The 26483-nt window shown below is 70.5% G+C and carries 26 protein-coding genes; 15 read left to right on the forward strand and 11 right to left on the reverse strand.

Going from position 1 to position 26483, the window contains the following annotated elements; all coding sequences use genetic code 11:
• Positions 1-17: 17 nt before the first annotated feature.
• On the reverse strand, positions 18-1427 hold the full coding sequence (locus FPZ41_RS16270; RefSeq protein WP_152863286.1) for a metallopeptidase TldD-related protein: 1410 nt from the start codon (positions 1425-1427) through the stop codon (positions 18-20).
• Between the two features lie 82 nt (positions 1428-1509).
• Complete coding sequence (locus FPZ41_RS16275) at positions 1510-3033, reverse strand: TldD/PmbA family protein (RefSeq protein ID WP_322620308.1); 1524 nt, start codon at positions 3031-3033, stop codon at positions 1510-1512.
• A gap of 271 nt (positions 3034-3304) precedes the next feature.
• Between FPZ41_RS16275 and fabG the strand changes: the two genes are divergently transcribed.
• The 3 genes from fabG (at position 3305) to FPZ41_RS16290 (ending at position 5394) form a co-directional block, all read left to right on the forward strand.
• A complete protein-coding gene (gene fabG / locus FPZ41_RS16280; protein WP_152863287.1) occupies positions 3305-4021 on the forward strand; it encodes a 3-oxoacyl-[acyl-carrier-protein] reductase in 717 nt (238 codons plus the stop codon).
• Positions 4022-4024: 3 nt separating this feature from the next.
• Positions 4025-4792, forward strand: coding sequence for an enoyl-ACP reductase FabI (gene fabI, locus FPZ41_RS16285; protein WP_152863289.1), 768 nt, complete (start codon positions 4025-4027; stop codon positions 4790-4792).
• A gap of 203 nt (positions 4793-4995) precedes the next feature.
• On the forward strand, positions 4996-5394 hold the full coding sequence (locus tag FPZ41_RS16290) for a hypothetical protein (protein ID WP_322620313.1): 399 nt from the start codon (positions 4996-4998) through the stop codon (positions 5392-5394).
• On the opposite strand, the gene FPZ41_RS16295 is transcribed toward FPZ41_RS16290, so the two are convergent.
• The gene (locus FPZ41_RS16295; RefSeq protein ID WP_152863291.1) at positions 5327-6043 is read right to left on the reverse strand and encodes a FadR/GntR family transcriptional regulator; all 717 of its coding nucleotides are present in this window, start codon (positions 6041-6043) and stop codon (positions 5327-5329) included. The genes FPZ41_RS16290 and FPZ41_RS16295 overlap by 68 nt on opposite strands.
• A gap of 70 nt (positions 6044-6113) precedes the next feature.
• Between FPZ41_RS16295 and FPZ41_RS16300 the strand changes: the two genes are divergently transcribed.
• From FPZ41_RS16300 to FPZ41_RS16315, 4 genes are all read left to right on the forward strand, one after another.
• The gene (locus FPZ41_RS16300; RefSeq protein WP_152863293.1) at positions 6114-7511 is read left to right on the forward strand and encodes a CynX/NimT family MFS transporter; all 1398 of its coding nucleotides are present in this window, start codon (positions 6114-6116) and stop codon (positions 7509-7511) included.
• Between the two features lie 60 nt (positions 7512-7571).
• Positions 7572-7688 carry an SGM_5486 family transporter-associated protein gene (locus tag FPZ41_RS49510; RefSeq protein WP_152863295.1) on the forward strand — a complete coding sequence of 39 codons (117 nt, stop codon included), beginning with the start codon at positions 7572-7574 and terminating at the stop codon, positions 7686-7688.
• A 274-nt stretch (positions 7689-7962) separates the two neighbouring features.
• Entirely contained in the window at positions 7963-8178 is a 216-nt protein-coding gene (locus tag FPZ41_RS16310) for a hypothetical protein (protein WP_152863297.1), read from the forward strand.
• Positions 8179-8245: 67 nt separating this feature from the next.
• A complete protein-coding gene (locus tag FPZ41_RS16315; protein ID WP_131563835.1) occupies positions 8246-8764 on the forward strand; it encodes a SixA phosphatase family protein in 519 nt (172 codons plus the stop codon).
• Positions 8765-8951: 187 nt separating this feature from the next.
• On the opposite strand, the gene serB is transcribed toward FPZ41_RS16315, so the two are convergent.
• Entirely contained in the window at positions 8952-10163 is a 1212-nt protein-coding gene (gene serB / locus FPZ41_RS16320; protein ID WP_152863299.1) for a phosphoserine phosphatase SerB, read from the reverse strand.
• A 196-nt stretch (positions 10164-10359) separates the two neighbouring features.
• Complete coding sequence (locus FPZ41_RS16325) at positions 10360-12294, reverse strand: streptophobe family protein (RefSeq protein ID WP_152863301.1); 1935 nt, start codon at positions 12292-12294, stop codon at positions 10360-10362.
• A gap of 241 nt (positions 12295-12535) precedes the next feature.
• Between FPZ41_RS16325 and FPZ41_RS16330 the strand changes: the two genes are divergently transcribed.
• Entirely contained in the window at positions 12536-15127 is a 2592-nt protein-coding gene (locus tag FPZ41_RS16330) for an ABC transporter ATP-binding protein/permease (protein WP_322620309.1), read from the forward strand.
• 87 nt (positions 15128-15214) lie between these two features.
• Here the strand turns inward: FPZ41_RS16330 and FPZ41_RS16335 are convergent, their stop codons facing one another.
• Both FPZ41_RS16335 and FPZ41_RS16340 read right to left on the reverse strand, forming a co-directional pair.
• Complete coding sequence (locus FPZ41_RS16335; RefSeq protein WP_152863303.1) at positions 15215-16312, reverse strand: S-adenosylmethionine:tRNA ribosyltransferase-isomerase; 1098 nt, start codon at positions 16310-16312, stop codon at positions 15215-15217.
• On the reverse strand, positions 16309-17004 hold the full coding sequence (locus FPZ41_RS16340) for an SDR family NAD(P)-dependent oxidoreductase (protein WP_152863305.1): 696 nt from the start codon (positions 17002-17004) through the stop codon (positions 16309-16311). The genes FPZ41_RS16335 and FPZ41_RS16340 overlap by 4 nt, the downstream gene beginning before the upstream one ends.
• Positions 17005-17247: 243 nt before the next feature.
• On the opposite strand from FPZ41_RS16340, the gene FPZ41_RS16345 reads away from it, so the two are divergent.
• The 3 genes from FPZ41_RS16345 (at position 17248) to chpE (ending at position 19444) form a co-directional block, all read left to right on the forward strand.
• Positions 17248-18393, forward strand: a complete 1146-nt coding sequence (locus FPZ41_RS16345) for a GAF domain-containing sensor histidine kinase (RefSeq protein WP_152863307.1) — start codon at positions 17248-17250, stop codon at positions 18391-18393.
• Positions 18386-19027: a response regulator gene (locus FPZ41_RS16350; protein WP_131571157.1), complete on the forward strand. Its 642-nt coding sequence runs from the start codon at positions 18386-18388 to the stop codon at positions 19025-19027. The genes FPZ41_RS16345 and FPZ41_RS16350 overlap by 8 nt, the downstream gene beginning before the upstream one ends.
• 168 nt (positions 19028-19195) lie before the next feature.
• Positions 19196-19444: a chaplin ChpE gene (gene chpE / locus FPZ41_RS16355; RefSeq protein WP_322620310.1), complete on the forward strand. Its 249-nt coding sequence runs from the start codon at positions 19196-19198 to the stop codon at positions 19442-19444.
• Positions 19445-19645: 201 nt separating this feature from the next.
• On the opposite strand, the gene FPZ41_RS16360 is transcribed toward chpE, so the two are convergent.
• Positions 19646-20434, reverse strand: a complete 789-nt coding sequence (locus tag FPZ41_RS16360; protein WP_152863311.1) for a hypothetical protein — start codon at positions 20432-20434, stop codon at positions 19646-19648.
• Positions 20435-20599: 165 nt separating this feature from the next.
• Here FPZ41_RS16360 and FPZ41_RS16365 point away from each other — a divergent pair, with 165 nt between their 5' ends.
• The 3 genes from FPZ41_RS16365 (at position 20600) to FPZ41_RS16375 (ending at position 23034) form a co-directional block, all read left to right on the forward strand.
• On the forward strand, positions 20600-21391 hold the full coding sequence (locus FPZ41_RS16365; protein ID WP_131571900.1) for an ABC transporter ATP-binding protein: 792 nt from the start codon (positions 20600-20602) through the stop codon (positions 21389-21391).
• Between the two features lie 119 nt (positions 21392-21510).
• On the forward strand, positions 21511-21942 hold the full coding sequence (locus FPZ41_RS16370) for an NfeD family protein (RefSeq protein WP_131571899.1): 432 nt from the start codon (positions 21511-21513) through the stop codon (positions 21940-21942).
• Between the two features lie 132 nt (positions 21943-22074).
• On the forward strand, positions 22075-23034 hold the full coding sequence (locus tag FPZ41_RS16375; protein ID WP_152863315.1) for an SPFH domain-containing protein: 960 nt from the start codon (positions 22075-22077) through the stop codon (positions 23032-23034).
• An 82-nt stretch (positions 23035-23116) separates the two neighbouring features.
• Here FPZ41_RS16375 and FPZ41_RS16380 read toward each other — a convergent pair whose 3' ends face one another.
• From FPZ41_RS16380 to FPZ41_RS16390, 3 genes are all read right to left on the reverse strand, one after another.
• Entirely contained in the window at positions 23117-23623 is a 507-nt protein-coding gene (locus FPZ41_RS16380; RefSeq protein ID WP_131571897.1) for an HNH endonuclease, read from the reverse strand.
• 168 nt (positions 23624-23791) lie between these two features.
• Complete coding sequence (locus FPZ41_RS16385) at positions 23792-24331, reverse strand: YbhB/YbcL family Raf kinase inhibitor-like protein (RefSeq protein WP_322620311.1); 540 nt, start codon at positions 24329-24331, stop codon at positions 23792-23794.
• Positions 24332-24372: 41 nt separating this feature from the next.
• Positions 24373-25155 carry a sporulation protein gene (locus FPZ41_RS16390; protein WP_131571895.1) on the reverse strand — a complete coding sequence of 261 codons (783 nt, stop codon included), beginning with the start codon at positions 25153-25155 and terminating at the stop codon, positions 24373-24375.
• 173 nt (positions 25156-25328) lie between these two features.
• Between FPZ41_RS16390 and FPZ41_RS16395 the strand changes: the two genes are divergently transcribed.
• Entirely contained in the window at positions 25329-25970 is a 642-nt protein-coding gene (locus tag FPZ41_RS16395) for a DNA-3-methyladenine glycosylase (protein WP_152863317.1), read from the forward strand.
• Positions 25971-26483 lie beyond the last annotated feature (513 nt).

Raw genomic sequence — 26483 nt, forward strand, 5'->3', positions numbered from 1 at the left:
TGACTACCGCTACGAGGTTATACGCCCTGACTGACAGAGCTCATATTGAAGTCCGGCACCCGCAGCGCGGGCATCGCGGCCCTGGTGAACCAGTCGCTCCACTCCCTGGGCAGCGTCTTTTCCGTGCGCCCGGCCTGAGTGGCCCGGCCCAGCAGGTTGACCGGCGACTCGTTGAACCGGAAGTTGTTCACCTCGCCGGTGACCTCGCCGTTCTCCACGAGGTACACGCCGTCCCGGGTCAGCCCGGTCAGCAGCAGCGTCGCCGGGTCGACCTCGCGGATGTACCAGAGGCAGGTCAGCAGCAGCCCGCGCGCGGTGTTCGCGACCATCTCCTCCAGGGAGAGGTCCTCGCCCCCGTCCAGGATCAGATTCCCGATCGACGGCGTCACCGGCAGCCTGGTCAGACCCGCGCTGTGCCGGGTGGTCGTCAGGTGCCGCAGCTCGCCCCCGCCGACCCACTCGGTCGCCGTCAGCGGCAGTCCGTTGTCGAACACCGACGCGTCGTCACCGGAGGAGTGCGCGAGCACGAAGGGGGAGGACTCCAGCCCCGGCTCGTTCGGGTCGCTGCGCAGCGTCAGTGGCAGTTCGGTCAGCTTCTCACCGATCCGTGTGCCCCCGCCGGGCTTGCTGAAGACCGTGCGGCCCTCGGCGGCGTCCCGGCCCGACGCCGACCACAACTGGTAGATCAGCAGGTCCGCCACGGCCGTGGGCGGCAGCAGCGTCTCGTACCGTCCGGCGGGCAGCTCGACCCGCCGGGCGGCCCAGCCGAGCCGTACGGCCAGCTCCGCGTCCAGCGCCGCCGGGTCGACGTCCTTGAAGTCGCGCGTCGACCTGCCGGCCCACGCCGAGCGCGTACGGTCCGGGGACTTGGCGTTCAGCTCCAGGGTGCCGTTCGGCTGGTCGTGCCTCAGGCGCAGCCCCGTCGACGTACCCAGGTAGCTGGAGACGAGCTCATGGTTGGCGAACCCGTACAGCTCGCGACCGCCCTCCCGCGCGCGGGCGAACGACTCCCCGAGCGCCGGCGCGAAGTCCGCGAACACGGCGGACGAGGTCTCGGCGGGCGCGTCCGTGAAGTCGGGCGACGCCGGGATGCCGGACACGAGTGGCTGGGCGTCCTCGGCAGGACCCGCCCCGCGCGCGGCGGCCTCGGCGGCGCGGACGAGCGGCTCCAGCTCGTCGGCGGTGACGGCGGACCGCGACACGACGCCGGAAGCCGTGCCCTCCTTGCCGTCGACGGTCGCGATGACCGTCAGTGTGCGCCCGCGCGTGACCCCGTTCGTGGTCAGCGCGTTGCCCGCCCACCGCAGGTTGGCCGTCGAGTGCTCGTCGGCGATCACCACACAGCCGTCGGCCCGGGACAGCTCCAGGGCGCGCTCGACGACCTCGTGCGGCTTGTTCGTACGGTTCGTCGACGCGGCAGCGCTCATCGACCGGCCTCCTGGGTCGTGTTGAGACTGGGTTTTCCCGGGGGGTAACCCCCGGACCCCCAGCCGATCGTGGACTGGACCTTCATCGACCGGCCTCCTGCGTGGTGTTGAGGATGTTGACGCCCTTGAACAGAGCCGACGGGCAGCCGTGCGAGACGGCTGCGACCTGGCCGGGCTGGGCCTTGCCGCAGTTGAACGCACCGCCGAGGACATACGTCCGGGGTCCGCCGACGGCGGCCAGGGATCCCCAGAAGTCAGTGGTCGTCGCCTGGTACGCGACATCCCGCAGCTGACCCGTGATCCGCCCGTTCTCGATCTTGAAGAACCGCTGCCCGGTGAACTGGAAGTTGTACCGCTGCATGTCGATGGACCACGACCGGTCACCGACGACGTAGATCCCGCGGTCGACGCTCCCGATCAGGTCCTCGGTCGACATCCCGGCCGGGTCCGGCTGGAGCGACACGTTCGCCATGCGCTGCACGGGCACATGGCCGGGGGAGTCGGCGTACGCGCAGCCGTTGGACCTCTCGAAGCCGGTGAGCCGGGCGATGCGCCGGTCGAGCTGGTAGCCGACCAGGGTCCCGTCTTTCACCAGGTCCCACGACTGCCCCTCGACCCCCTCGTCGTCGTACCCGATCGTCGCGAGGCCGTGCTCGGCGGTGCGGTCACCGGTGACGTTCATGAGCTCGGAGCCGTACTTCAGCTTGCCGAGCTTGTCGGAGGTGGCGAAGGACGTGCCGGCGTACGCGGCCTCGTAGCCGAGCGCGCGGTCCAGTTCCGTGGCGTGCCCGATGGACTCGTGGATCGTCAGCCACAGGTTGGACGGGTCCACGACCAGGTCGTAGACGCCCGCCTCGACGCTCGGCGCCCGCATCTTCTCGGCGAGCAGCTCCGGGATCCGGGCCAGTTCCCCGTCCCAGTCCCAGCCGGTGCCCGTCAGGTACTCCCAGCCGCGGCCGACCGGTGGCGCGAGGGTGCGCATGGAGTCGAACTCACCGCTGGACTCGTCGACGGACACGGCGGTGAGCTGCGGATGCAGACGCACCCGCTGCTGGGTGGTCACGGTCCCGGCCGTATCCGCATAGAACTTGTTCTCGTGCACGGTGAGCAGCGAGGCGTCCACGTGGTCGACCCCGTCGGCCGCGAGCAGCCGCGCGCTCCATTCGGTCATCAGCCCCGACTTCTCCTCGTCGGGCACGGTGAAGGGATCGATCTCGTACGAGGACACCCACGTCTTCTCGGCGTGCACCGGCTCGTCGGCCAGCTCCACCCTCTCCTCGGACCCGGCGGCCCGGATCACCTGCGCGGACAGCTTCGCCATGGCCACGGCCTGCGCGGCGACCTTCGCGGCCGCGTCCATGGTCAGGTCCACACCGGACGCGAACCCCCACGTCCCGCCGTGCACCACCCGCACCGCGTACCCGAGGTCGGTCGTGTCGGACGACCCGGCCGGCTTGGCGTCCCGCAGCCGCCAGGCCGCGCTGCGCACCCGCTCGAACCGGAAGTCCGCGTGCTCGGCCCCCAGGGCACGCGCGCGTGCCAGGGCGGCGTCGGCCAAGGCCCGTAGAGGCAGCGCCGTGAAGGCTTCGTCGATGGAATGAGGCACCGAGGTCTCCCTGCTGTCGTCGCCTGTCGGGTCCGATCATGTCGCGCGCGCGGGCACCACGCCCACATCTTTCCGTTCAGCGGCCGAGTTCCTCACGCCCCGATCCGTCTGGCGGGCGCCTCCTTCTGTAGGGACCCGACAGTGAGTCCCCCGTGCCACTGTCGGTGCCCGATTCCCTGCGCGGCAGGGCGGACCGATAGGTTTTTGGAGAAGCCGCCTGTCCGCCAGCTGGTCGGGCGGGCGTTCGGACCGCTATTGAAAGGGTGATCCGTTGAGCCGCTCGGTTCTCGTCACCGGAGGCAACCGGGGCATCGGCCTCGCCATCGCCCGCGCTTTCGCCGATGCCGGCGACAAGGTCGCGATCACATACCGTTCCGGTGACCCGGAGGCTCTTCAGAAGGAAGGCTTCCTCGCCGTCAAGTGCGACATCACGGACACCGAGCAGGTGGAGCAGGCCTACAAGGAGATCGAGGCCGAGCACGGCCCCGTCGAGGTCCTCGTCGCCAACGCCGGCGTCACCAAGGACCAGCTGCTTATGCGCATGTCCGAGGAGGACTTCACCTCGGTCATCGACACCAACCTCACCGGCGCCTTCCGTGTCGTCAAGCGCGCCAACCGCGGCATGCTGCGCGCCAAGAAGGGCCGCGTCGTCCTCATCTCCTCGGTCATCGGTCTGTCCGGTGGCGCGGGGCAGGCCAACTACGGCGCCTCCAAGGCCGCCCTGGTCGGCTTCGCGCGCTCCCTGGCCCGTGAGCTCGGCTCGCGCAACATCACCTTCAACGTCGTCGCGCCCGGCTTCGTCGACACCGACATGACCAAGGTCCTCACCGACGAGCAGCGCGCGAACATCGTGTCGCAGGTGCCGCTCGGCCGGTACGCGCAGCCCGAGGAGGTCGCCGCGACGGTGCGGTTCCTCGCCTCGGACGGCGCCTCGTACATCACTGGAGCCGTCATCCCCGTAGACGGCGGACTGGGAATGGGTCACTGAACCATGAGCGGAATCCTTGAGGGCAAGCGTGTCCTGATCACCGGCGTGCTGATGGAGTCCTCCATCGCCTTCCACACCGCCAAGCTGGCGCAGGAGCAGGGTGCCGAGATCATCCTCACCGCGTTCCCGCGGCCGACCCTGACCGAGCGCATCGCCAAGAAGCTCCCGAAGCCCACCAAGGTGATCGAGCTCGACGTCACCAACGACGAGCACCTCGGGCGGCTGGCCGACGTCGTCGGTGAGGAGCTCGGCGGTCTGGACGGCGTCGTGCACTCCATCGGCTTCGCGCCTCAGGACGCCCTCGGCGGCAACTTCCTCAACACGCCGTTCGAGTCCGTCGCGACCGCCATGCACGTCTCGGCGTACTCCCTGAAGTCGCTGACCATGGCCTGCCTGCCGCTGATGCAGAACGGCGGCTCGGTCGTCGGTCTCACCTTCGACGCCCAGTACGCCTGGCCGCAGTACGACTGGATGGGCCCGGCCAAGGCCGCCCTGGAGGCCACCAGCCGCTACATGGCGCGCGACCTGGGCAAGCAGAACATCCGCTGCAACCTCGTCTCCGCGGGCCCGCTCGCCTCGATGGCCGCCAAGTCCATCCCCGGCTTCGGCGAGCTGGCCTCGGTCTGGGACCACCGCTCCCCGCTGGAGTGGGACCTCAAGGACCCCGAGCCGGCCGGCAAGGGCGTCGTCGCCCTGCTCAGCGACTGGTTCCCGAAGACCACCGGCGAGATCATCCACGTGGACGGCGGTCTGCACGCGATCGGTGCGTGACCGCTGCCGCTGAGGCCCGGCCGATGACCGAGGGCCCGCGTCCCCGTGGATGCGGGCCCTCGGCGCGTCGCCCTGTGTCCCCCGTTCGGCCCATCCGGCCGGGCGGACGACGGGGACGACTCGCACTCTGGGATTACGCCTTCACCACGTGATCAGGGGTTCACCACGTGGTCCTCCCCAGCTCGGCCGAGGAGGTCTCCCTTGTGCGTCTGTTCCGCATCGTCGCCCCGGTGACCGCGGTCGTCGCCGCCCTCCTGATCGTGCTGTCGTACGAGGCCGTGCCCCATGCTCCCGCGGGTGCCCGACCGCCCGCCGAGGGCGATCCGTTCGGGGCGGAGTGCCGCACGAACATCACCGGCTCCCGCGTGGTCGCGTACTGCCACAACGCCTACGTGGACATCGACCGCGTACGCCTCCACATCGAGTGCGACCGCTGGTGGGACATCGACAGCGACGCCTCCCCGGTGGACGTCGGTCCCGCGCGGACCGAGCGGCTCACCGGCCGCTGCTGGAAGGAGGTCCGCTCGGCGTGGGTCAGCCACCAGAGGCTGCTGCCCTCTTCGGCCGACCCGGACGACCCGGACGCTCCGGACGGCACGTGAACGGATAGCTCGCGGCCTCCGTGGCGGCCGCCTCCGCGTCGCCCGCGCGGATCGCGTCGACGAGCCGGGTGTGCTCCATGTACGTCCCCGGGGTCAGCTCCTGGCCGACGTCCCAGCGCAGCCAGTCCCGCAGCACCTCGCCCAGATCCGCGTACATCGCCGTCATGGGGTCGTTGTGGGACGCGGCCACCACCGCCATGTGGAACGTCGCGTCCGCGGCCACGAAGGCCTCGGCGTCGCCCGACGCCCAGGCCTCCTCGCGCCGGACGAGGAGGACGTCGAGCTGCTTGAGGTCCTTCTCGGTGCGCCGCTCGGCGGCCAGCCGTGCGGCGCTCGACTCCAGCGCGGAGCGCAGCTCGGCGATGTGCTCCGGATCGGCGTCCGCGAAGCGTCGGTGCATTACTCCGGCCAGCTCGCTGGTCGCGACGACGTACGTGCCGGAACCCTGGCGGATGTCCAGCAGGCCGTTGTGCGCGAGGGCCCGTACGGCCTCGCGGACCGTGTTGCGCGCCACACCCAGCTGCTCGACCAGCTCGGGCTCGGTGGGAATGCGGGAACCGACCGGCCACTCACCCGAGGCGATCTGGTTCCGCAGCGCGGCGATGACCTGCTCGGACAGCGCCGAACGGCGGGGATGGCTCAGCGGCATGGCGTTACCTTCGCACGAAGTCCCCGGCGGCGAAGCGCAGGGAGTGGACAACCAATCATCCCATGATTCTATGATGGGTGGCATGACGCGCGAGGAGATACGGACGACGACGGCCCCCACGACCCGGACCGAACCCCGGGCACACGGCCCGGCGGGCACTGGGCCCGGGGTCCGCGGCCCGGCCGGCTCCCCGGACGCCGCCTCTCCGGGCGAAACGGCCCCCACGCGCGCGTGGGGGCCCCGTCTCGTGGTCGTCGGCATCGTCCTCGCGGCCCTCAACCTGCGCCCTGCCATCACCAGCCTGGGAGCCCTCCTCGAAGAGGTGCGCGACGGGCTCGGCATGAGCGGCAGCGTCGCCGGGCTCCTCACCTCCGTACCGCCGCTCTGTTTTGCGCTCTTCGGAGCCATGGCACCCCGGTTCGCCCGCCGCTTCGGGCCGGGTGCGGTGGTCTGCGCGGGCATGCTGGCGATCGCCACCGGCCTGGCGGTCCGGCCCTACGCCGGGACCACCGCGGGCTTCCTGGCCGCCACCGCTCTCGCCCTGATGGGCATCGCCGTCAGCAACGTCCTGATGCCGGTGATCGTCAAGCGCTGGTTCCCCGACCGCGTGGGCTCCATGACCGGCCTGTACTCGATGGCCCTCGCCCTCGGCACCTCGCTCGCGGCGGCGCTCACCGTCCCCATGACCGACGCCCTCGGTGGGAGCTGGCGGTCGGGCCTCGTCGCGTGGGCGGTCCTCGCGGCGGCGGCCACGCTGCCGTGGATGGCGATGGCACGCGCGCGGGGGACCGTCACCACGACCGACGCCGCCCGGAGCGTGCCGTCGCCTCGGCAGGACCCTGACGCGCCGCGCATCACCCGGAGCCGTACGGCCTGGGCGCTCGCCGTGTTCTTCGGGCTCCAGGCGACCGCCGCCTACATCGCGATGGGCTGGATGGCGCAGATCTTCCGCGACGCGGGCGTCCCGGCCGGCACGGCGGGCCTGCTGCTCGCCGTCACGATGGTGATGGGCGTGCCGCTGGCCTTCGTGATCCCCCGGCTCGCCACGCGCCTGACCCACCAGGGCCCGATCGTGGTGGTCCTGGGCGTATGCGGCCTCGCCGGGTACGCGGGTCTGTACGCCGCCCCGGCGGGCGGTGCCTGGGCGTGGGCGATGCTGATCGGCGTCTCGAACTGCGCCTTCCCGCTGGCTCTCACGATGGTGGGGATGCGGGCGAGGACCTCCGCGGGCGTCGCCAAGCTGTCCGCCTTCGCGCAGAGCACCGGCTACCTGATCTCGATCCCGGGCCCGCTCCTGGTCGGCGTCCTCTACCAGCACAGCGGCGGCTGGGGCCTGCCGATCGCCCTGATGACGGGCCTGATGATCCCGCAGATCGTGGTGGGCGTTCTGGCGGGCCGGCCCGGTACCGTGGAGGACGAGGCCGCGCGCCGAGCCGAGAGCCGTGCGCTGAGCCGGGCGGCGCGCTGATCCCGCCGTCCGCCCGACCCCCGGCGGCGGCCGGGCGGACGAAGGTGCGAGACTGACGACATGCCTGTGCTCGAGCCGAACCCTCAGAACGGCCAGAAGAAGATGCTGATCGTGTTCGGCGCGTTCTTCGCCATCTTCGTGATCATCGGAGTCATCGCGACGATCGCCTCGCCGTGACGATGGCCGCGCTGTGACGATGCCGTTGCTCTGACGATCGCCTCGCCCTGACGTTCGCCTTTCCTTGACGATCCGCGTGGCCGTCCCGCGCCCGCGAGCCTTTGGGCGTCCTGGGCGGGCTCATGGTGGGGCTGGCCCCACCATCCCCTAGGGGGCGAGGGTCAGGGTGAAGTGGGTGGATCACCGGATGGGTCGCGGGGCTCGCATTCCGTAGCTTCGAGATGTGGCCGCGAGGAAGCGGCCCACGGAGCACTCAAGGACCCACGGAGGCGGCATGTCGGCCCGTACGCACACCCGGCCCCACCCGGCGACCACGGGCGGCGTCGGCGTCCGGCTGCCCTGGTGGGCCTTCGTCCTGCCCATGCTCGCCTTCGTCGCCCTCCTGCTCATGATCCTCAACCCCTCGGACGCCCAGGCGGCGACCACCGACCCGGCGCTGACCCACCTCTTCGAGCTGATACAGCAGGCCCTGCTGCACGGCATGCCCTGACAAGGGGCGCAGCGGCGCTCGTCAACTCCCTGCGCCCCATGGCGTGTTTCATGCGAAGCTGGGACCCATGAGCGTCGCAGAACCCCGCAGGATTGTTCTCTTCCGGCATGCGAAGGCCGACTGGCCCCAGGTGACCGACCACGAGCGGCCTCTCGCCGACCGGGGCCGCATGGACGCCGCCGTCGCGGGTCGCAAGCTGGCCGACTCCGGCATCCCCTTCGATCTGGCCCTCTGCTCCACCGCGGTCCGCACCCGCGAGACCTGGAAGCTCGCCGTCCAGGAGCTGCCCCATCGGCCGAAAACGGTCTATGAGGAGCGGATCTACGAGGCCTCGCCCGGCGAGCTGATCGAGGTGCTCAACGAGCTCCCCGACGACGCCCAGAACATCCTCCTGATCGGCCACAACCCCGGCGTCCAGGGCCTCGCCGACATCCTGGCCGGCCGCTCCGAGAGCGACGCCCGGGAACGGATGAGCCGCCGCGGTTTCCCCGCCGCGGCCTTCGCCGTGCTCTCCTTCGACGCCACCTGGAAGGGCCTGGAGCCGGGCGTGGCGACGCTGCTCGACTACTGGGCGCCCACGGAGTAGGGGCACGCACCGCAACGACGAGGGCCCGGCACCGCATCGGTGCCGGGCCCTTTTCACCACAGCTCTGTACGCTCCGAGCGGCCTGCTCGTGCCGCCTGTACGGTGTACGGCTCTCTACGCCCCCGTACAGCCACTCGTGCTGGGTCGGACGAGTCCAGGACGGGGGCCAGGAACGGGCTCAGACGCGTCAGACGTCCCCGTCGTGCATGTCCGCCGCCTCGACCTCTTCCCGGGTCACACCCAGCAGGTAGAGGACCGTGTCGAGGAAGGGGAAGTTCACCGCGGTGTGCGCGGCCTCCCGGACCACCGGCTTGGCGTTGAAGGCGACGCCCAGCCCGGCCGCGTTCAGCATGTCCAGGTCGTTCGCACCGTCACCGATCGCCACCGTCTGCGCCAGCGGCACGCCCGCCTCGGCCGCGAAGCGCCGCAGCAGCCGCGCCTTGCCCGCCCGGTCCACGATCTCGCCGACGACCCTGCCCGTGAGCTTGCCGTCGACGATCTCCAGCGTATTGGCCTGCGCGAAGTCGAGCCCGAGCCGCTCCCTCAGATCGTCCGTGACCTGGGTGAACCCACCCGAGACGACCCCGACCTGGAAGCCGAGCCGCTTCAGCGTACGGATCAGTGTGCGCGCCCCCGGCGTGAGCCGTACCTCGCTGCGCACCTTGTCCACCACCGAGGCGTCGAGCCCTTCGAGGAGCGCCACGCGCGCGTGCAGTGACTGCTCGAAGTCCAGTTCCCCGCGCATCGCGGCCGCCGTCACCTCGGCGACCTCCTTCTCGCATCCGGCGTGGGCGGCGAAGAGCTCGATCACCTCGTCCTGGATGAGCGTCGAGTCCACGTCCATGACCACAAGACGCTGGGCCCGCCGGTGCAGCCCGGCCGCCACCACCGCCACGTCCACGCCCAGCGCCACCGACTCGGTCACGAGAGCCGTGCGCAGCGTCTCCGGCTCCGTACCGGACACCGCGAACTCGACCGCGGTCACCGGGTACTTGGCGAGCCGGAAGATACGGTCGATGTTGCCGCCGGTCGCGGTGATCCGCGCGGCGATCCGGGCCGTCGACTCGGCGGTCAGCGGGTGCCCGAGCACGGTGACGAGGGAGCGCCCGAGGCCACGCGGGCGGTTGTCGCCGAGGCCGGAGATGATCTCCGCCTGCATCTTCATGGACTCCGCCCAGTTGTGGACGGTGGCCCGCAGATCGCCCTCGCGCCCGCCGGGCGGCTCGGTCACGAGCGCGCACAGCACCATCCGGCCACGGGTGACGACCTGCTCGATGTCGACGACGTCGACGGAGTAGGCGGCGAGGGTGTCGAAGAGACCGGCCGTGATGCCCGGCCGGTCCTTGCCGAAGATCTTGACGAGGAGAGTAGGGGCGTCAGAGGTCTGCGAAGCGCTCATGGTGCTCCCACCGTATCCGGCACTCAGTGCGCGTCGCCTCCGAGGTCCCCCCAGCGGACGGCGAACACTGGGTTGCGGGCGGATGACGTACGCCTGGATCGTGGGCGCCGTGCCTCTGATCCGCGGCGCCGCGCGGGGCGGCGGTCCACGAATCCCGGCGCCATTGGTCCTTCACGGTTTCCCGCTTCCCGGTCCCTCAACGCCCCCGCGGCCTCGGCGGTGACGGAGGCGGCGGGGGCACGTCGTCCGGGGGAGGCGGCGGCTCCGGCCAGTCGCGTGAACCCGGCCGGGGGCGTCGCGGAGGCCTCCGCGGTGGCGGGGGGAACGGCCGGGACACGGTGGGTGCCCCGTACAGGTCGGGCTCCTGCGCGGGCCCCGCGGCACCGGGCGGCGGGGCACCGCCGGACCGATCTCCGCCGCCGGACTGATCCCCGCCACCAGACCGATCCCCGCCACCGGGCTGCTCCCCGCCCCAGGGCTGCGAGGCGCCCCCCGAGGACGACCGCCCGTCCCCGGGCCTCCGTGGCTCCCCGGGCAGCCGCAGGTACGGATTGGTGTCCGGGTTCGGCGGCCGGTACGACGCACTCGGCGTGTAGGGCCCTGATGGTGATCCCTGCGACCCCTGCGACATCCGTGATCCCTGCGATCCCTGCGACATCCGTGATCCCTGCGATCCCTGTGATACCTGCGACGGATGCGGCCCCTGCGCCCCCCACGCCCAAGCCGAAGCGTTCCGTCCCGCAGCCCCGCTCGCGCACGCGAGCAACGCCCCGGCGGCCCCGGCGCCCGCACCCCACAGCGCCCCCAGCAGCAGCGCCATCCCCACGTCCCCGTGGAGCTCTATGCCGGCCCCGAAGGCGTCGAACCCGAGCACCGACAGCGAGGCGTCCACGGACACCTCCGTCAGCCAGGCCAGCAGCGGCAGTGTCAGCGCCGTCGCGACCCCGAGCCGAACTGCGCAGCGCCCCGCGAACCCGAGCGGACCCCCGCCTGGTCCATCCGCACCCGGCCGCTTTCCCCCGACGACGGCAGACGATTCCCGTACATAGGGCGTACGTACGGCGGTCAGTACCCCCGCGAACAGCATCATGAGGGCCGCCCCCACCCCCAACAGCCAGACCCTGCCGTCCAGTTCGGCCAGCCGGCCGAGCGTGACGGGGCGGCCGGAGTCGGCGCGGAGCAGCTCGTCGAGCGGGTCGGGCAGCAGGTGGGCCAGTTCACCGGTGGCCCGCCCGTTCCACGGCACGAGGAGACCGATCGGGATGCCCAGCCAGACCCCGCCCGGCGCACCGAGCAGAGCCGCGCCCGCGATCCGCTCGGGGTTGTCGTCGCCGATCGCCGCGTACGCCGCCGCCGCGAGGCCCGCGAGGACCGCCATCAACAACACGCTGACCAGGGCGGACACGGCGGGCCGCACCACCTTGTGCACCGCGGCCCAGCCGGGCGGCAGGGGAGTGCGGCGCGAGGCCAGCAGAGCGATCACCAGGACGCCCGCGCACCAGATCAGGCCGCCCAGCAACGTGGGCCCTGTGTCCACCGTGAAGCCGACCTTCGCCTGGGCGTTCGCGAGGTCGCCCAGCCGGTCCGGCAACAGCCCGCCGATGTCTCCGAGACCGGGCACCTCGACGTCGCCCAACCGGTCCCCGCCGGGCACGTCGTCGAGCCCCAGCGAGCCGCCGTCGAGGGTGATGACACTGTGGCCGGCCCAGGTGAGCCCGCCCAGCACGGCGACGAACAGCACGAGCAGCGTGCCCGCGCGCGCGAGGAGTTCGGCGGGCGCGATCACAGCCCCCGCCCCGCGCAGGGACCGCAGGAAGAACCACGACAGCAGGACCGCCCCCACGAGCCCCACACCGAGTGGCGAGATCTCGATGGCGGTGGTCGCGTCCGCTCCTTCCAGGCCAAAGACGGAGACATCGCCCGACGGGGTGACGGAACCCCCCGCACCAAGGGCCACAACCGCGGCGGTCATCGGCCCGAGCGAGCCCGCCGAGTCCGCTTCGAGCAGATGCAGACCGAGCGCGGCCGTCGCCGCCATACCGATCAACGCCCAGCTCACGGCGGCGATCGCGGAGAGCAGGACGTCACCCCAGGGGATGCTCCTGGCCTGGTGCGAGGTACCCGTACTCATGGTCAGACCCCCCGATCCGCACCGCGGCGTTCCACCGCGGATGTCCCCCTCGCGTCGGATTACCACTCTCCGGCCCGGTTTCCACCCCGTCAACGGGACCGGCCGACGCCCCGGTTCGGGGGCTTCGCAAGGCCCGGATTTCAGTCAGGGGGCCGAGCCTGAAATAGTTCCCCCCGATGTTCGACATCCCTAGACTCCCCGTGATGGGGGCAATTCGGGGGACAACTCAGTGGGGCATGGAGTGCCGGAACTCGTACTCGAATCCAATGGACAAACCTGGACGCTCGACCAGTCCAGGGCATACACGCTCGGACGCGATCCGCAGGGGGACATCGTGTTCGACGACGCCAGAGTGTCCTGGCGTCACGCCACGATCAGCTGGAGCGGCCGGAGTTGGGTCATCGAGGACCACGGCAGCACCAACGGCACGTTCGTGCAGGGCCAGCGGATCCACCACCTGGAGATCGGCCCCGGCTCGGCCGTGCACCTCGGCAACGCGACCGACGGCCCGCGCCTGAGCCTGAAAGGCTCGGCCGCATCCGCCGCCACGCCCCAGGCACAGCAGCAGGCGCAGCCGCCGCAGCAGCCGTACGCGGCCCAGGGGGCGAACCCGGCGTGGGCGGCCCAGCAAGCGGCCCCGCAGCAGGCCGCACCCCAGCAGTCGGCCCCGCAGCAGGCCGCACCCCAGCAGTCGGCCCCGCAGCAGGGCTGGCAGCCGCAGCAGTCGCAGGTCCCGCACCAGCAGGGCCCGGCCGCGGGCCACGCACAGCAGGGACCTGGTGGTGTCGCGGGGGCGCCGCCGGTCTACGGCGACCGCAGCCCGACCACGTTCCACCAGCTGGCCCTCGGCCGCGTCATGCGCATAGGCCGCGCGCTGGAGAACGAACTCGTCGTCTCCGACCTCCAGGTCTCGCGCCACCACGCCGAGTTCCACGCCACGCCCGACGGCCGCTACGAGATCCGTGACCTCGGTTCGCACAACGGCACGTTCGTCAACGGTGTGGCGATCGCCAAGAGCGGCTCGGCGCTGCTCGGCCCGAACGACATCGTCGGCGTCGGCCACTCCACGTTCCGTCTCGTCGGCGACCGCCTCGAGGAGTTCGTCGACACCGGTGAGGTCTCCTTCTCCGCCCGCCATCTGACGGTCACCGTGGACGGCGGCAAGCAGATCCTGAAGGACGTCTCCTTCGGTGTCCCCGAGAAGTCGCTGATCGCGGTCATCGGCCCGTCCGGCTCCGGCAAGTCGACGCTGCTGAAGGCCCTCACCGGTTACCGCCCGGCCAACCAGGGCGACGTTCTCTACGACAACCGGAACCTGTACAAGCAGTTCGCCGAGCTGCGCCAGCGCATCGGTCTGGTCCCGCAGGACGACATCCTGCACAAGGAGCTGACCGTCAAGAAGGCCCTCAAGTACGCGGCCAAGCTGCGCTTCCCCGCCGACACCACGGCCCAGGAGCGCGAGGCCCGCATCGACGAGGTGCTGCGCGAGCTGAAGCTGGACATCCACAAGGACAAGAAGGTCACGTCCCTGTCCGGCGGCCAGCGCAAGCGTGTCTCCGTGGCCCTGGAGCTGCTCACCAAGCCGTCGCTGATCTTCCTGGACGAGCCGACCTCCGGTCTCGACCCGGGCATGGACCGCGACGTCATGCAGCTGCTGCGCGGCCTCGCCGACGACGGCCGTACGGTCCTCGTCGTCACTCACTCGGTGGCCGAACTCGCGCTGTGCGACAAGCTTCTGGTGATGGCGCCCGGCGGTGCCGTCGCCTACTTCGGCCCGCCGGAGGAGGCCCTCAACTTCTTCGGCTACGGCACCTGGGCCGACGTCTTCTCCGCCTTCGAGAACTACCGCGACTACGACTGGGCGGGCCGCTGGAAGGGCTCGCAGCACTACCAGATGTACGCCGCGGACATCGACGCGGTCGCCCCGCAGTCCGTACACATGCCTCCGCCACAGCAGATGCGCCAGCCCAAGCCGCAGGGCTGGGGCTCGCAGCTGCTGACCCTGGTCCGGCGGTACGTCTCGGTCATCGTGTCCGACAAGGGCTTCCTGGCCCTGATGCTGATCCTGCCCGCCGTGCTCGGCGCGGTCAGCCTGCTCATCGAATCCGGCAACGACCTGCTGCCCAACGAGCCGCGCGCGGGCGGTCTGAGGGCGCCCAACGGCACCGCCACCACCGTCCTTCTGATCCTCGCCGTCGGCGCCTGTTTCGCCGGGGCGGCCAACTCCGTCCGTGAGCTGATCAAGGAACGGGTGATCTACGAACGGGAGCGCGCGACGGGCCTGTCCCGCTCGGCCTACCTGATGTCCAAGGTCATCGTGCTCGGCATGATCACCATGGTCCAGGGCCTGATCGTCGGCGGAATCGGCTTCGGTGCGCGCGAGGTCCCCGCGGAGGGCCTGGTCCTCGGCACCCTCACCAAGCTGGAACTCTGCCTGCCGATCATGGCGCTCGGCTTCACCTCGATGATGTTCGGTCTGGTGATCTCCGCGCTGGTGAAGACGTCCGAGAAGACCATGCCGCTGCTGGTGATGTTCGCGATCATCCAGGTCGTCTTCACCGGCTGCCTCTTCACGCTGAACGGCGCCCTGGGCGTCAACGAGTTCTCGTACCTGATGCCGTCCCGCTGGGCCGTCGCCGCCGCGGGCGCCACGCTGGACTTCAACCTGGTCAACCCGAACAAGGACGATCCGACCCAGACCGACCCGCTGTGGGACCACACGGTCGGCATCTGGACGCTGGACATGATCGCCCTGATTGCCCTCGGCGCGATCTGTGGCGTCCTCGTGGCCCGCTTCCTGCGCCGCCACGAGCCGGAGGTCATGCGCAAGTAGTTCCCGGACACCGTGTCCCGGCACGAGCAGGGCGGCACCCCCGGTGGGGTGCCGCCCTGCGGCGTTTCCGAGACCCGCGCGCCGGCCTCAGCAGGCGCTGTCGACGTTGTCGATCGCGCGCTCCGGGAGAATGAGGTGCACGTCCCCGAACTCGTGCCACAGGTAGCGCCCGCGCAGCGCCTCCTCGTACGCCCGGTCGACCGCCGCCCGTCCCGCGACCGCCTCCAGCATCAGCAGGTGCGAGGCCTCCGGCTCGTGCAGTCCGGTCAGCAGCCCGTCCACCACCCGCACCCCGCGCTCCGGGGTGACCACGAGACCGGTCCAGCCCTCCGTGGCCCGCACCACCCCGTCGGGCCCGGTCGCCGACTCCACGGCCCGCACCGCCGTCGTACCCACCGCGACGATCCGCCCCCCTCCGGCTCCCGCCGCGTTGATCAGCCGGGCCGACGCCTCCGGCACCGCGAAGCGCTCCGGGTACGGCGGCTCGTGCGCCTCGGTCGACGCCACCCCCGTGTGCAGCGTGACCGGCGCGAACTGCACGCCCCGGCTCACCAGCTCCGCCACCAGACGCGCCGTGAAGGGCCGCGCCGCACTCGGCATCTCCGCACTGCCTGCCCCGTCGGCCGACAGCAGCGCGAACACCGTCTGGTGCGCCGACAGCGGCTGGTCCCGTTCCGTGTACGCGTACCGTATGGGCCGCCCGTGCTCCCGCAGCAGCCCCAGCACGTCCGGACCGTCGTCCGGACCCGTGGGGGCCGACACGCGCGCCCACCACAGCCGAGCACTGTCCGCGCTCAGCGGCTCCTCCACTACCAGCCGTACGTCCTCGGGCAGGCGCACCTCTGTCCCCGCGGGTCCTCCCGCACGCGCGCGCGTGGTGCCCGTCCCGTCCGGATCCCGCAGCTCGACGGCCCACCGCCCGTCGTCACCCCACGTCGAGAAATGCACCACCACGCGCGCGTGCCCCACATGACCGTCCACAGCGGCCGCCAGCGTGGGGGAGGTGTTGACGACGAGCAGGTCCCCGGCCCGCAGCAGCCGCGGCAACTCCACGAACTGGTGGTGCGACACCTCGGCGCCGCGCGAGACGAGCAGCCGCACCGCGTCCCGTTCCAGGCCGGGTCCGCGCTGCTCGGCCGGCACTCGCGCCGACAACTCCTCCGGAACCCGCAGCGCGGTCGTCATCGACGCTCCAGCAGGGACGGCGCACCATAGCGGCCACTGGCCGGACGCTCGTCGATCAGCCGCAGGAAGGCCGGTACGACGTCGGCCGGCTCCGGCCGGGGATCGTCGTCGTCCGGTACGGCCGCCGCATACAGGTCCGTGGCCATGTCCCCGGGATCGACCGCCCACACCCGCAGCCCGGGCTCCTCCTCGGCGAGCACCGCCGACAGGTGGTCCAGTGCCGCCTTCGACGCCCCGTACCCGCCCCACGTCTCGTACGCCTCCGCGGCCGCGTCCGAGCTGACGTCGATGACCGCGCCCGCCCCGGAGGCCCGCAGCAGCGGCAGCGCCTCCTGGACGAGACCCAGCGCGGCGACCACGTTCACCTCCAGCGCCCGCCTCAGCCCCTCCAGCGGCAGCTCGTCCAGCCGTACGAGCGGTTCGGCGCCCAGCGCGCTCGCGTTGTTCACCAGCAGGTCCACACCGCCCAGCCGATGTGCCGCCGCCACCAGAGCGGCCCGGTGCCCGGCGTCCGTGACGTCCCCCGCCAGGGCCTCCACCCGGGTCCCGTACGCCGACAGTTCCTTCGCCGTCTCCTGGAGCACGTCCGCGGTTCTGGCGTCGAGCACCAGGTCCCAGCCGCGTTCCGCCAGGGCGGCGCCGAGTGCCTGCCCCAGCCCCTTCGAAGCTCCCGTGATGATCGCTACTGGCATGCCATCCGTCCCCTCGTCGCGTGACCGCCGCTCCCGGCGTGTGTTCCCGGCCGCCGACCGCCCTCAGGCACCGGCCGCCGAACCCGCCTCAGCGGACGCCTTCACCGTAGGAACCGGGCCGTCCCGCCCGCCTCGTGCGCGGGCCGCAATGCGCCAGGGCCCTTCGCCCTAGGGCCCGCGGCCCAGGCGGAGGCCGTCACAGGTCCGATCCGCGGTGTCACACCCCGCAGGTACCGTGAGGTCATGAGCCAAGGTCCACGGTCCGGCCTCGCCGCGGTGAGTTCCGCGCTGCTGGCCATGAGCAGACACCTGGAGGTGCGCGACGTCCTCAAGACGATCGTGGCCTCCGCACGCGAGCTGCTCGACGCGGAGTACGCGGCACTGGGCGTGCCCGACGACCACGGTGGCTTCGCCCAGTTCGTGGTCGACGGCGTCACCGACGAGCAGTGGAAGGCCATCGGCCCACTCCCGCGCCAGCACGGCATCCTGGCCGCGATGCTCCACGAGGCCAAGGCGGAGCGCCTGGCCGATGTGCGCAAGGACCCCCGTTTCGAGGGCTGGCCGAGCGCCCACCCCGATCTGGCCGACTTCCTGGGCCTGCCCATCCGTGACGGCGACGAGGTCATCGGCGCCCTCTTCCTCGCCAACAAGCGGTGCCCCAAGCCGGTGGGCGGCTGCGGATTCACCGAGGAGGACGAGGAACTGCTGTCGATCCTCGCCCAGCACGCCGCGATCGCCCTGACGAACGCGAGGCTCTACGAGCGCAGCCGCGAGCTCACCATCGCCGAGGAGCGCTCCCGCCTCGCTCACGAACTGCACGACGCCGTCAGCCAGAAGCTCTTCTCCCTGCGCCTGACCGCCCAGGCCGCGGCCGCCCTGGTCGACCGCGACCCCCGCCGCGCCAAGGGAGAGCTCCACCAGGTGGCCATGCTCGCCGCCGAGGCCGCCGACGAACTGCGCGCCGCCGTGGTCGAGCTCCGCCCCGCGGGCCTCGACGAGGACGGCCTCGTCGCCACCCTGCGCACCCAGGTCCACGTCCTGGACCGCGCCCACACCGCGCGCGTGACCTTCACCAGCTGCGGCGTCCGCGCCCTGCCCGCCGCACAGGAGGAGGCCATGCTCCGCGTCGCCCAGGAGGCCCTGCACAACGCGCTGCGCCACTCGGGGGCCGATCGGGTCGAGGTGACCCTGGAGCGGCGCGACGCCACGGCGGTCCTGCGCGTCAGGGACGACGGCAGCGGCTTCCAACCGGCGACCGTACGCCGCGCGGGACGCCACCTCGGGCTGGTCTCCATGCGCGACCGGGCGAGCGGGGTCGGCGGCCGCCTGACGGTGGAGTCGGCGCCCGGAAAGGGCACCACGATCGAAATGGAGGTCCCTGGTGGCTGACGCAATCAAGGTGCTGCTCGTCGACGACCACCAGGTGGTCCGGCGCGGACTGCGCACCTTCCTGGAGGTGCAGGACGACATCGAGGTCGTGGGCGAGGCGGCCGACGGCGCCGAAGGAGTCGCCCGCGCCGAGGAGCTGAGGCCCGACATCGTCCTCATGGACATCAAGATGCCGGGCATGGACGGCGTCGAGGCCCTGCGCAGGCTGCGCTCACTCGACAACCCCGCGCGCGTGCTGATCGTCACCAGCTTCACCGAGCAGCGCACGGTGGTCCCGGCCCTGCGTGCCGGCGCCGCCGGGTACGTCTACAAGGACGTGGACCCCGATGCGCTCGCGGGCGCCATCCGGTCGGTGCACGCCGGGCACATCCTGCTCCAGCCGGAGGTGGCCGGCGCTCTCCTCTCCCAGGAGGAGGCCAACTCGGGCCAGGGCAGAGGCGGTTCACTCACCGAGCGGGAGCGCGAGGTGCTCGGCCTGATCGCGGACGGCCGCTCGAACCGCGAGATCGCCCGCGCCCTCGTCCTCTCCGAGAAGACGGTCAAGACCCATGTCTCGAACATCCTGATGAAGCTGGACCTGGCCGACCGCACCCAGGCCGCGCTGTGGGCGGTACGCCATGGTGTGACGGGATGACCAGTGGGATTAATGACATGAGCGGCAATTCAGAAAGTTACGCTCCAGGCTGAGATTCATACCGTCGTGTGTATGTCCCCCGGATGGCGTATCCCCTGCCGGGGCCGGGCCGTTTTCCATGGCGTGCTGCGGCGCCTTGCCGCAGCGATCGCCAAGGAGGACTGAGAAGTGAAGAACCTGAAGAAGGCCGCTGCCGTCACCCTCGTGGCCGGTGGCCTGGTTGCCGCCGGTGCCGGGATGGCTTCCGCGACCGACGGTGGGGCGCACGCGAGCGGCAAGGCCATCGGCTCGCCGGGTGTCCTCTCGGGCAACCTCGTCCAGGCTCCGGTCCACGTCCCCGTGAACGCGGTCGGCAACTCCGTGAACGTCATCGGCGTCCTGAACCCGGCCTTCGGCAACCTGGGCGTCAATCACTGAGGTCTGCCCGGACCACGAACGACCACCGGCCTCGCGGGAGCAGCCTCCCGGAGGCCGGTCTGTCGTGCGTACCCACTCACCCCCGCCTCCCGGCAGACCCCTGGGGGCGCAGCGCCCAGGGATGATGAGGGTCCCCTGTTCGATCGAGCGGAGCCGAGAGCTCGGGGGAGGGCAGAGGCGGCAGGGGCGAACACCCCCCGCTCAGCGCACCCCCCGCTCCCGCTCCTCCACCACGGAGTTGTACGCCGCCACCTGCGCCCGCCGAGCCGTCCGCTCCACGGGCCGCAGGGCCGACGCCCGCGCGGCCATCTCCGAGGCGCTCACCGCACCCCCGTGCCCCCGCTCGTACGCCACCGAGATCAGCAACCCCACCCGCTGGGCAAGCTCCAGCACCCGTACCGCCCGCGGGGGGTACCCCGGCGCCAGCACCTCACGCCCGCGCTCGGCCCGCGCCCGGTAGGCGTCGACCGCCGCCTCCGCCACCGGCCCCGAAGCCGCCACGTCCAGCCGCGACAGCACCTCCGTCGCCTCCCGCAACGCCTCCGCCAGCTCCCGCTCGGCCTCCCCGAGGGACGGCACGTCGGCCGGCGGAGCCTCCCGCACCGCCAGACAGTGCCAGACGACCTCCACATGCACATCGCCGTCCGGCCCGGCCTCGTACACCTCCGGCACGAGCCCCAGAGCGGCCCCGCGGCAGATCACCGCCTGCTCCGCGTCCAGCGCCCGCGCATTGAACTCAGGCGGCCCGCTCAGCCCCAGCGGATGCCCCGGCGCGGGCAGCGCCACCCGCAACCCGCTCGCACCCAGCGAGCGCAGCCGCCCCAGTGCCAGCGTCAGACCGACCGGCCCCGACTCCCCGGGCAGCCCGTCGACCCGGTGCACGGCGTCCTCCCCGACGATCGCGAGCACCGCGTCATCCGGTGAGACAAGTCCGGCCAAGAGGGCATTTCCCCATGCGGCGAGGCGTCCTGAACGTGGTTCCGAGAGCATGCCCCCCACCCTAAGGACCGACCGATGGGATGGACCGACCGACCGGTGGCGTAGATTTCCCTGGGGGCCGCGCACCACAGGCGGCGGCGCCCACAGGCGTACGCCACAGCCGAGACCAGGCCGACACCGAGACAGGCCGACACTGCAAGGGGAGACAGCGCGCTCATGAGCGATGTTCTGGAGCTGGAGGACGTATCCGTGGTCCGGGAGGGCCGGGCTCTGGTGGACCAGGTCTCCTGGTCGGTCAAGGAGGGCGAGCGCTGGGTCATCCTCGGCCCCAACGGCGCCGGGAAAACCACCCTCCTGAACCTCGCCTCCAGCTACCTCTTCCCCAGCAAGGGCACCGCCACCATCCTCGGCGACACCCTCGGCAAGGTCGATGTCTTCGAGCTGCGCCCGCGCATCGGCGTGGCGGGTATCGCCATGGCCGAGAAGCTCCCCAAGCGCCAGACCGTCCTGCAGACCGTGCTGACCGCCGCCTACGGCATGACGGCCACCTGGAACGAGGACTACGAAGAGGTCGACGAGCACCGCGCCCGCGCCTTCCTCGACCGCCTCGGCATGACCGAGTACGTGGACCGCCGGTTCGGCACCCTCTCCGAGGGCGAGCGCAAGCGCACCCTCATCGCCCGCGCGCTGATGGTCGACCCCGAGCTGCTGCTCCTCGACGAGCCGGCCGCCGGCCTCGACCTCGGCGGCCGCGAGGATCTCGTACGCCGTCTCGGCCGCCTGGCCCGCGACCCGATCGCGCCCTCCATGATCATGGTCACGCACCACGTCGAGGAGATCCCGCCGGGCTTCACCCACGTCCTCATGATCCGCCAGGGCAAGGTCCTCGCGGCGGGCCCGCTGGAGCTGGAGCTCACCTCGCGCAACCTCTCCCTGTGCTTCGGCCTCCCGCTGGTCGTCGAACAGGTCGGGGACCGCTGGACCGCCCAGGGCCTTCCGCTGACCTGACCGTCAAGCCCTCGCGTCCGCCCGAGAGTTGGACCGTCCGACCGCACAACCCGGCCCGGGCAGCCACAACTTGATCACGCGCTCTGTCCGCGGGACCGTTGCGGTCCTACCATGGCCATGTGGACAGCATCGACGCATGGGTGTGGTGGCTGGTTGCCGCGGCCGGGCTCGGGGTCGCGCTCGTCGTGACCGCGATGCCGGAGCTGGGCATGCTCGCTGTAGGCGCCGTCGCAGGCGCCGTGACCGCGGGGCTCGGTGGGGGTGTCGTGCTCCAGGTGGTCGTGTTCGCCGTCGTCTCGGTCGCACTCATCGCCGTCGTACGCCCCATCGCGGCCCGGCACCGCTCCCAGAGGCCCCAACACTCCACCGGTATCGACGCGTTGAAGGGCAAGCACGCCGTCGTACTGGAACGGGTCGACGGCAGAGGCGGCCGGATCAAGCTCGCCGGGGAAGTCTGGTCGGCACGCGCTCTCGACGCCGCTCAGACCTACGAAGTGGGTCAGGAAGTGGACGTTGTGGAGATTGAGGGCGCCACGGCGATCATCATGTGATCTCGCACGACGGAACTGGGCCGAAGGCCCCACCTGGGAGTCTGTGTTCTGTCAGACTCGTCCAGCAAGATCTTCAACAAGCATAAGATCCTCCCGAAGCGCCGAAGCGGAGAAGGGTACGGGGAAGCCACGATGGGACCGATCGTCATCGTCCTGATCATTCTGGTGGTGTTGGTCTTCATCGCGTTGATCAAGACCATCCAGGTCATCCCACAGGCCAGCGCCGCCATCGTCGAGCGCTTCGGCCGTTACACACGAACACTCAACGCGGGCCTGAACATCGTGGTCCCGTTCATAGACACCATCCGCAACCGCATCGACCTGCGCGAACAGGTCGTACCGTTCCCACCCCAGCCGGTGATCACCCAGGACAACCTGGTCGTCAACATCGACACCGTCATCTACTACCAGGTGACCGACGCGCGCGCCGCCACCTACGAGGTCGCCAGCTACATCCAGGCGATCGAGCAGCTCACCGTCACCACCCTCCGCAACATCATCGGTGGCATGGACCTGGAGCGGACCCTGACCTCCCGCGAGGAGATCAACGCGGCCCTGCGAGGAGTCCTCGACGAGGCCACCGGCAAGTGGGGCATCCGCGTCAACCGCGTGGAGCTCAAGGCCATCGAGCCCCCGACCTCCATCCAGGACTCGATGGAGAAGCAGATGCGCGCCGACCGTGACAAGCGCGCCGCGATCCTCACCGCCGAAGGTATCCGCCAGTCGCAGATCCTCACCGCCGAAGGTGAGAAGCAGTCCGCGATCCTGCGCGCCGAAGGTGAGGCCAAGGCCGCGGCCCTGAAGGCCGAGGGCGAGGCCCAGGCCATCCGTACGGTCTTCGAGTCCATCCACGCCGGAGACCCCGACCAGAAGCTGCTCTCGTACCAGTACCTCCAGATGCTGCCGAAGATCGCCGAGGGCGACGCCAACAAGCTCTGGATCGTCCCCAGTGAAATCGGCGACGCCCTCAAGGGCCTCTCCGGAGCCATCGGCAACTTCGGCCCGATGACCGGCGGTTCAGGCGGCCAGGGCACGGTTCCCGCCCCGGCTACCGGCATGGAACGCCGAGAGAAGCCGTCGATCACGGACTGAGGGGTCGCTCCCCGAAAGGGGCGCGGGGAACTGCGCGACCAGCTACGAACGGCCCGCAGTTCCCCGAAAACCTCATGAACCCCTACGCGGCCGACTGACCCAGCCAATCCGGCAGAGCCTCAAGGTCGTCCTGCCCCAGGGCCAGCAACATCGCATCAGCAGGCGTCGGCTCGAACGGCTGCCGCAGCAACGGCATACCCGCCTGCTCCGGCGTACGGTCCGCCTTGCGGTGGTTGTCCTCCGCGCACGAGGCCACCGTGTTCAGCCAGGTGTCCCCACCGCCCCGCGAACGCGGCACCACATGGTCCACGGTCGTCGCCCGCCTGCCGCAGTACGCGCACCTGTGCCGGTCGCGCACCAGGACCCCCCGCCTCGACCACGGAGCTTGTCTTCGGAACGGCACCCGTACGTACCTGCAGAGTCTGATCACCCGGGGCGCCGGTATGTCGACCGCGGCTCCGCGCATGCGCAGTTCGGGGTGGGCCTGCTCCACGACGGCCTTGTCCTGCAGCACCAGTACGACGGCGCGGTTGAGCGTCACCGTCGACAGCGGCTCGAAGCTCGCGTTCAGTACCAGCGTGTCCCGCATTCCAGCCCACCTCCTGCGCACCGCCCACCCCCTGGCGGACTTGGATCAACTCTGGCCGGGCACGCCGAGATGGACAACGCAATAAAAAAATGCCCGCCTCTGATCAATTCCAAGACCAGAGGCGAGCAAACGTTCCATGAACGTCAGTCTGCGGCGATCCGCATCAGCTCAGCTGTCGGCGACAGCCTCGTATTCACCGATCAGCTGAGCCCGCGCCAGCGTGTGGAAGCGCAGATTGAACCCCACCACCGCGGGCGAGGCGTCCGGGTCCGGGCCGAGCTTCTCCTGGTCCACGGCGTACACCGTGAACACATAGCGGTGCGCCGGGTCTCCGGGCGGCGGTGCGGCACCGCCGAAGTCCTTCGTCCCGTAGTCGTTGCGCGCGTGTACCGCGCCCTCCGGCAGCCCCTCGAACTTTCCCGTGCCCGCACCTGCCGGCAACTCCGTGACGGAGGCAGGGATGTCGAACACCACCCAGTGCCAGAACCCGCTCCCGGTCGGGGCATCCGGGTCGTAGCACGTCACGGCGAAACTCTTGGTCTCCGGCGGGAAGCCCTCCCAGCGCAGCTGCGGCGAGGTGTTCCCCGCCGCGTAGACCTGAGCGTCCTTCAGCGTCGCCCCCGGCTCGACGTCCTCGCTCGTGACCGTGAACGACGGCACGACCGGATGAAAGTCATGGGGAAGCGGCGGCCTGCTGGGCTCGGTCACCTCGGTACCTCCTGGTGGGTCGGAATCGCTGGTTCCTGAGCCTAGAACCAGTTGCGCTTGCTGCCGACCTCCGACAGCCACTGGTTCAGGTACGCGGTCCAGTCGGTGCCCTGGTAGTTGTTCAGCCCCACCTGGAAGGAACGGAAGGTGTCGCTGCCCTCGCTGAACAGACCCGGCTTCTTGTCCATCTCCAGTACGACGTCCATCTCGTGTTCGTCCGCCACGAAGCTCAGCTCGACCTGGTGCAGGCCGCGGTACTGCTGCGGCGGGAAGAACTCGATCTCCTGGTAGAAGGGCAGCCTCTGCCGCGTACCCCGGATGTGCCCGCGCTCCAGGTCCGCGTTCTTGAAGCGGAAGCCGAGCTGGATGAAGGCGTCCAGGAGCGCCTGCTGCGCCGGCAGCGGGTGCACGTTGATCGGGTCCAGGTCACCGGAGTCGATGGCCCGGGCGATCGCCAACTCGGTCGTCACACCGACGTTCATGCCGCGCAGCGCCTGACCGTCGATCATCGTGACCGGCGTCTCCCAGGGGATCTCCAGACCGAACGGCACGGCGTGGACCGCCTCGGCCTTCAGCTCGAAGGCCCCACCGAGTTGCACCTTCGTGAACTCGATGTCCTGCTTGTACTCCGTGTCCTGGCCCTCGACTTCGACCTTGGCCTGCAGCCCGACCGAGAGTCCCTCGATCTGCTGATCCACCGAGCCGCCCTGGATACGCACCTCACCCTGGACGACGCCGCCCGGCACGACGTTGACCTCGGTCAGCACCGTCTCGACCGAAGCACCACCGGCTCCCAGGCTCGCGAGCAGCCGCTTGAACCCCATGTCTCTTCCTCCCCAGGCAACGCCTGTGCCGTCTATGAAGCCCTGTTCCGTACGGATCCTTGATCCCTAGAAACGCGATCCAGCCGCGCCCGGTTCCGCGCCCTTACCCTTCCAAGGCGGACGCCACCTGACCACCCGCCGGTACCCACCCGTCTGGACTACGCTCCTACGCCATGATCGCGACCCCCGACCGTACGCCCCTCACCCGGGAGTTCTTCGACCGACCTGTCCTTGAGGTCGCACCGGACCTCCTGGGCCGCGTCCTCGTACGCACCACCCCGGACGGTCCGATCGAACTCCGCCTCACTGAGGTCGAGGCATACGACGGAGAGAACGACCCCGGCTCCCACGCCTACCGCGGTCGCACAGCCCGAAACGACGTGATGTTCGGTCCGCCCGGCCACGTGTACGTCTACTTCACCTACGGCATGTGGCACTGCATGAACTTGGTGTGCGGCCCGGAGGGCCGGGCGAGCGCGGTGCTGCTGCGGGCCGGCGACGTCACAGTCGGCGCTGAACTCGCCCGCAAACGTCGAGTCTCGGCCCGGAGCGACAGGGAACTGGCCAAAGGTCCGGCCCGCCTGACCATGGCCCTGGGCGTGGACCGGGCCCTCGACGGTGCGGACGTCTGCGGCGGTCCCGACAGTCCCTTCGCCATCCTGACCGGTACTCCCGCAGCCCCCGACCAGGTACGAAACGGCCCCCGCACCGGCGTCGCGGGCGACGGAGGCACCCACCCCTGGCGTTACTGGATCGCCGACGACCCCACAGTGAGCCCGTACCGGGCACACGCACCCCGCCGCCGCCGAACTTGACGCGTCCCCGCGAGCTCCGTAATGTAGCCCGAGCCGCTTGAACCGGGTACTGCGTTTAGTCAGCAGCCGGAAGCGGCCAACCCACTACCTACGGCTCCCCTCAGCAGGGGCGAATTCGGTGTGCCCGCATGCCTGAATTCCGTGCCCACGGAACTCGATTATGAGTTTCCCGAGGGAATCGGCTAACGTAGTGAACGTCGAAAGGCGAAAAGCCCGCCGACAAAGACCCTCCGACTGGGAATCAGGCCCGAAAGGATCTGATAAAGTCGGAACCGCCGGAAAGGGAAGCGCGAAAGCATCTGACCTGGAAAGCACCGAGGAAATCGGATCGGAAAAAGATCTGATAGAGTCGGAAACACCGAAGGGAAGCGCCCGGAGGAAAGCCGCGAGAGAGTCTCTCGGGTGAGTACAAAGGAAGCGTCCGTTCCTTGAGAACTCAACAGCGTGCCAAAAATCAACGCCAGATATGTTGATACCCCGTCTCTCCCGATTCCGGGAGGGCGAGGTTCCTTT

Source organism: Streptomyces acidicola, assembly GCF_009377235.1.
Classification (GTDB): domain Bacteria; phylum Actinomycetota; class Actinomycetes; order Streptomycetales; family Streptomycetaceae; genus Streptomyces; species Streptomyces acidicola.

Bases quoted from the DNA above. Each gene is read 5' to 3' on its own strand.
- FPZ41_RS16270 (WP_152863286.1), bottom strand. From the start codon at position 1,427: ATGAGCGCTGCCGCGTCGACGAACCGTACGAACAAGCCGCACGAGGTC.
- fabI (WP_152863289.1), top strand. From the start codon at position 4,025: ATGAGCGGAATCCTTGAGGGCAAGCGTGTCCTGATCACCGGCGTGCTG.
- FPZ41_RS16295 (WP_152863291.1), bottom strand. From the start codon at position 6,043: ATGCCGCTGAGCCATCCCCGCCGTTCGGCGCTGTCCGAGCAGGTCATC.
- FPZ41_RS16300 (WP_152863293.1), top strand. From the start codon at position 6,114: ATGATGGGTGGCATGACGCGCGAGGAGATACGGACGACGACGGCCCCC.
- FPZ41_RS49510 (WP_152863295.1), top strand. From the start codon at position 7,572: ATGCCTGTGCTCGAGCCGAACCCTCAGAACGGCCAGAAGAAGATGCTG.
- FPZ41_RS16310 (WP_152863297.1), top strand. From the start codon at position 7,963: ATGTCGGCCCGTACGCACACCCGGCCCCACCCGGCGACCACGGGCGGC.
- FPZ41_RS16315 (WP_131563835.1), top strand. From the start codon at position 8,246: ATGAGCGTCGCAGAACCCCGCAGGATTGTTCTCTTCCGGCATGCGAAG.
- serB (WP_152863299.1), bottom strand. From the start codon at position 10,163: ATGAGCGCTTCGCAGACCTCTGACGCCCCTACTCTCCTCGTCAAGATC.
- FPZ41_RS16325 (WP_152863301.1), bottom strand. From the start codon at position 12,294: ATGAGTACGGGTACCTCGCACCAGGCCAGGAGCATCCCCTGGGGTGAC.
- FPZ41_RS16335 (WP_152863303.1), bottom strand. From the start codon at position 16,312: ATGACGACCGCGCTGCGGGTTCCGGAGGAGTTGTCGGCGCGAGTGCCG.
- FPZ41_RS16340 (WP_152863305.1), bottom strand. From the start codon at position 17,004: ATGCCAGTAGCGATCATCACGGGAGCTTCGAAGGGGCTGGGGCAGGCA.
- FPZ41_RS16345 (WP_152863307.1), top strand. From the start codon at position 17,248: ATGAGCCAAGGTCCACGGTCCGGCCTCGCCGCGGTGAGTTCCGCGCTG.
- FPZ41_RS16360 (WP_152863311.1), bottom strand. From the start codon at position 20,434: ATGCTCTCGGAACCACGTTCAGGACGCCTCGCCGCATGGGGAAATGCC.
- FPZ41_RS16365 (WP_131571900.1), top strand. From the start codon at position 20,600: ATGAGCGATGTTCTGGAGCTGGAGGACGTATCCGTGGTCCGGGAGGGC.
- FPZ41_RS16375 (WP_152863315.1), top strand. From the start codon at position 22,075: ATGGGACCGATCGTCATCGTCCTGATCATTCTGGTGGTGTTGGTCTTC.
- FPZ41_RS16380 (WP_131571897.1), bottom strand. From the start codon at position 23,623: ATGCGGGACACGCTGGTACTGAACGCGAGCTTCGAGCCGCTGTCGACG.
- FPZ41_RS16390 (WP_131571895.1), bottom strand. From the start codon at position 25,155: ATGGGGTTCAAGCGGCTGCTCGCGAGCCTGGGAGCCGGTGGTGCTTCG.
- FPZ41_RS16395 (WP_152863317.1), top strand. From the start codon at position 25,329: ATGATCGCGACCCCCGACCGTACGCCCCTCACCCGGGAGTTCTTCGAC.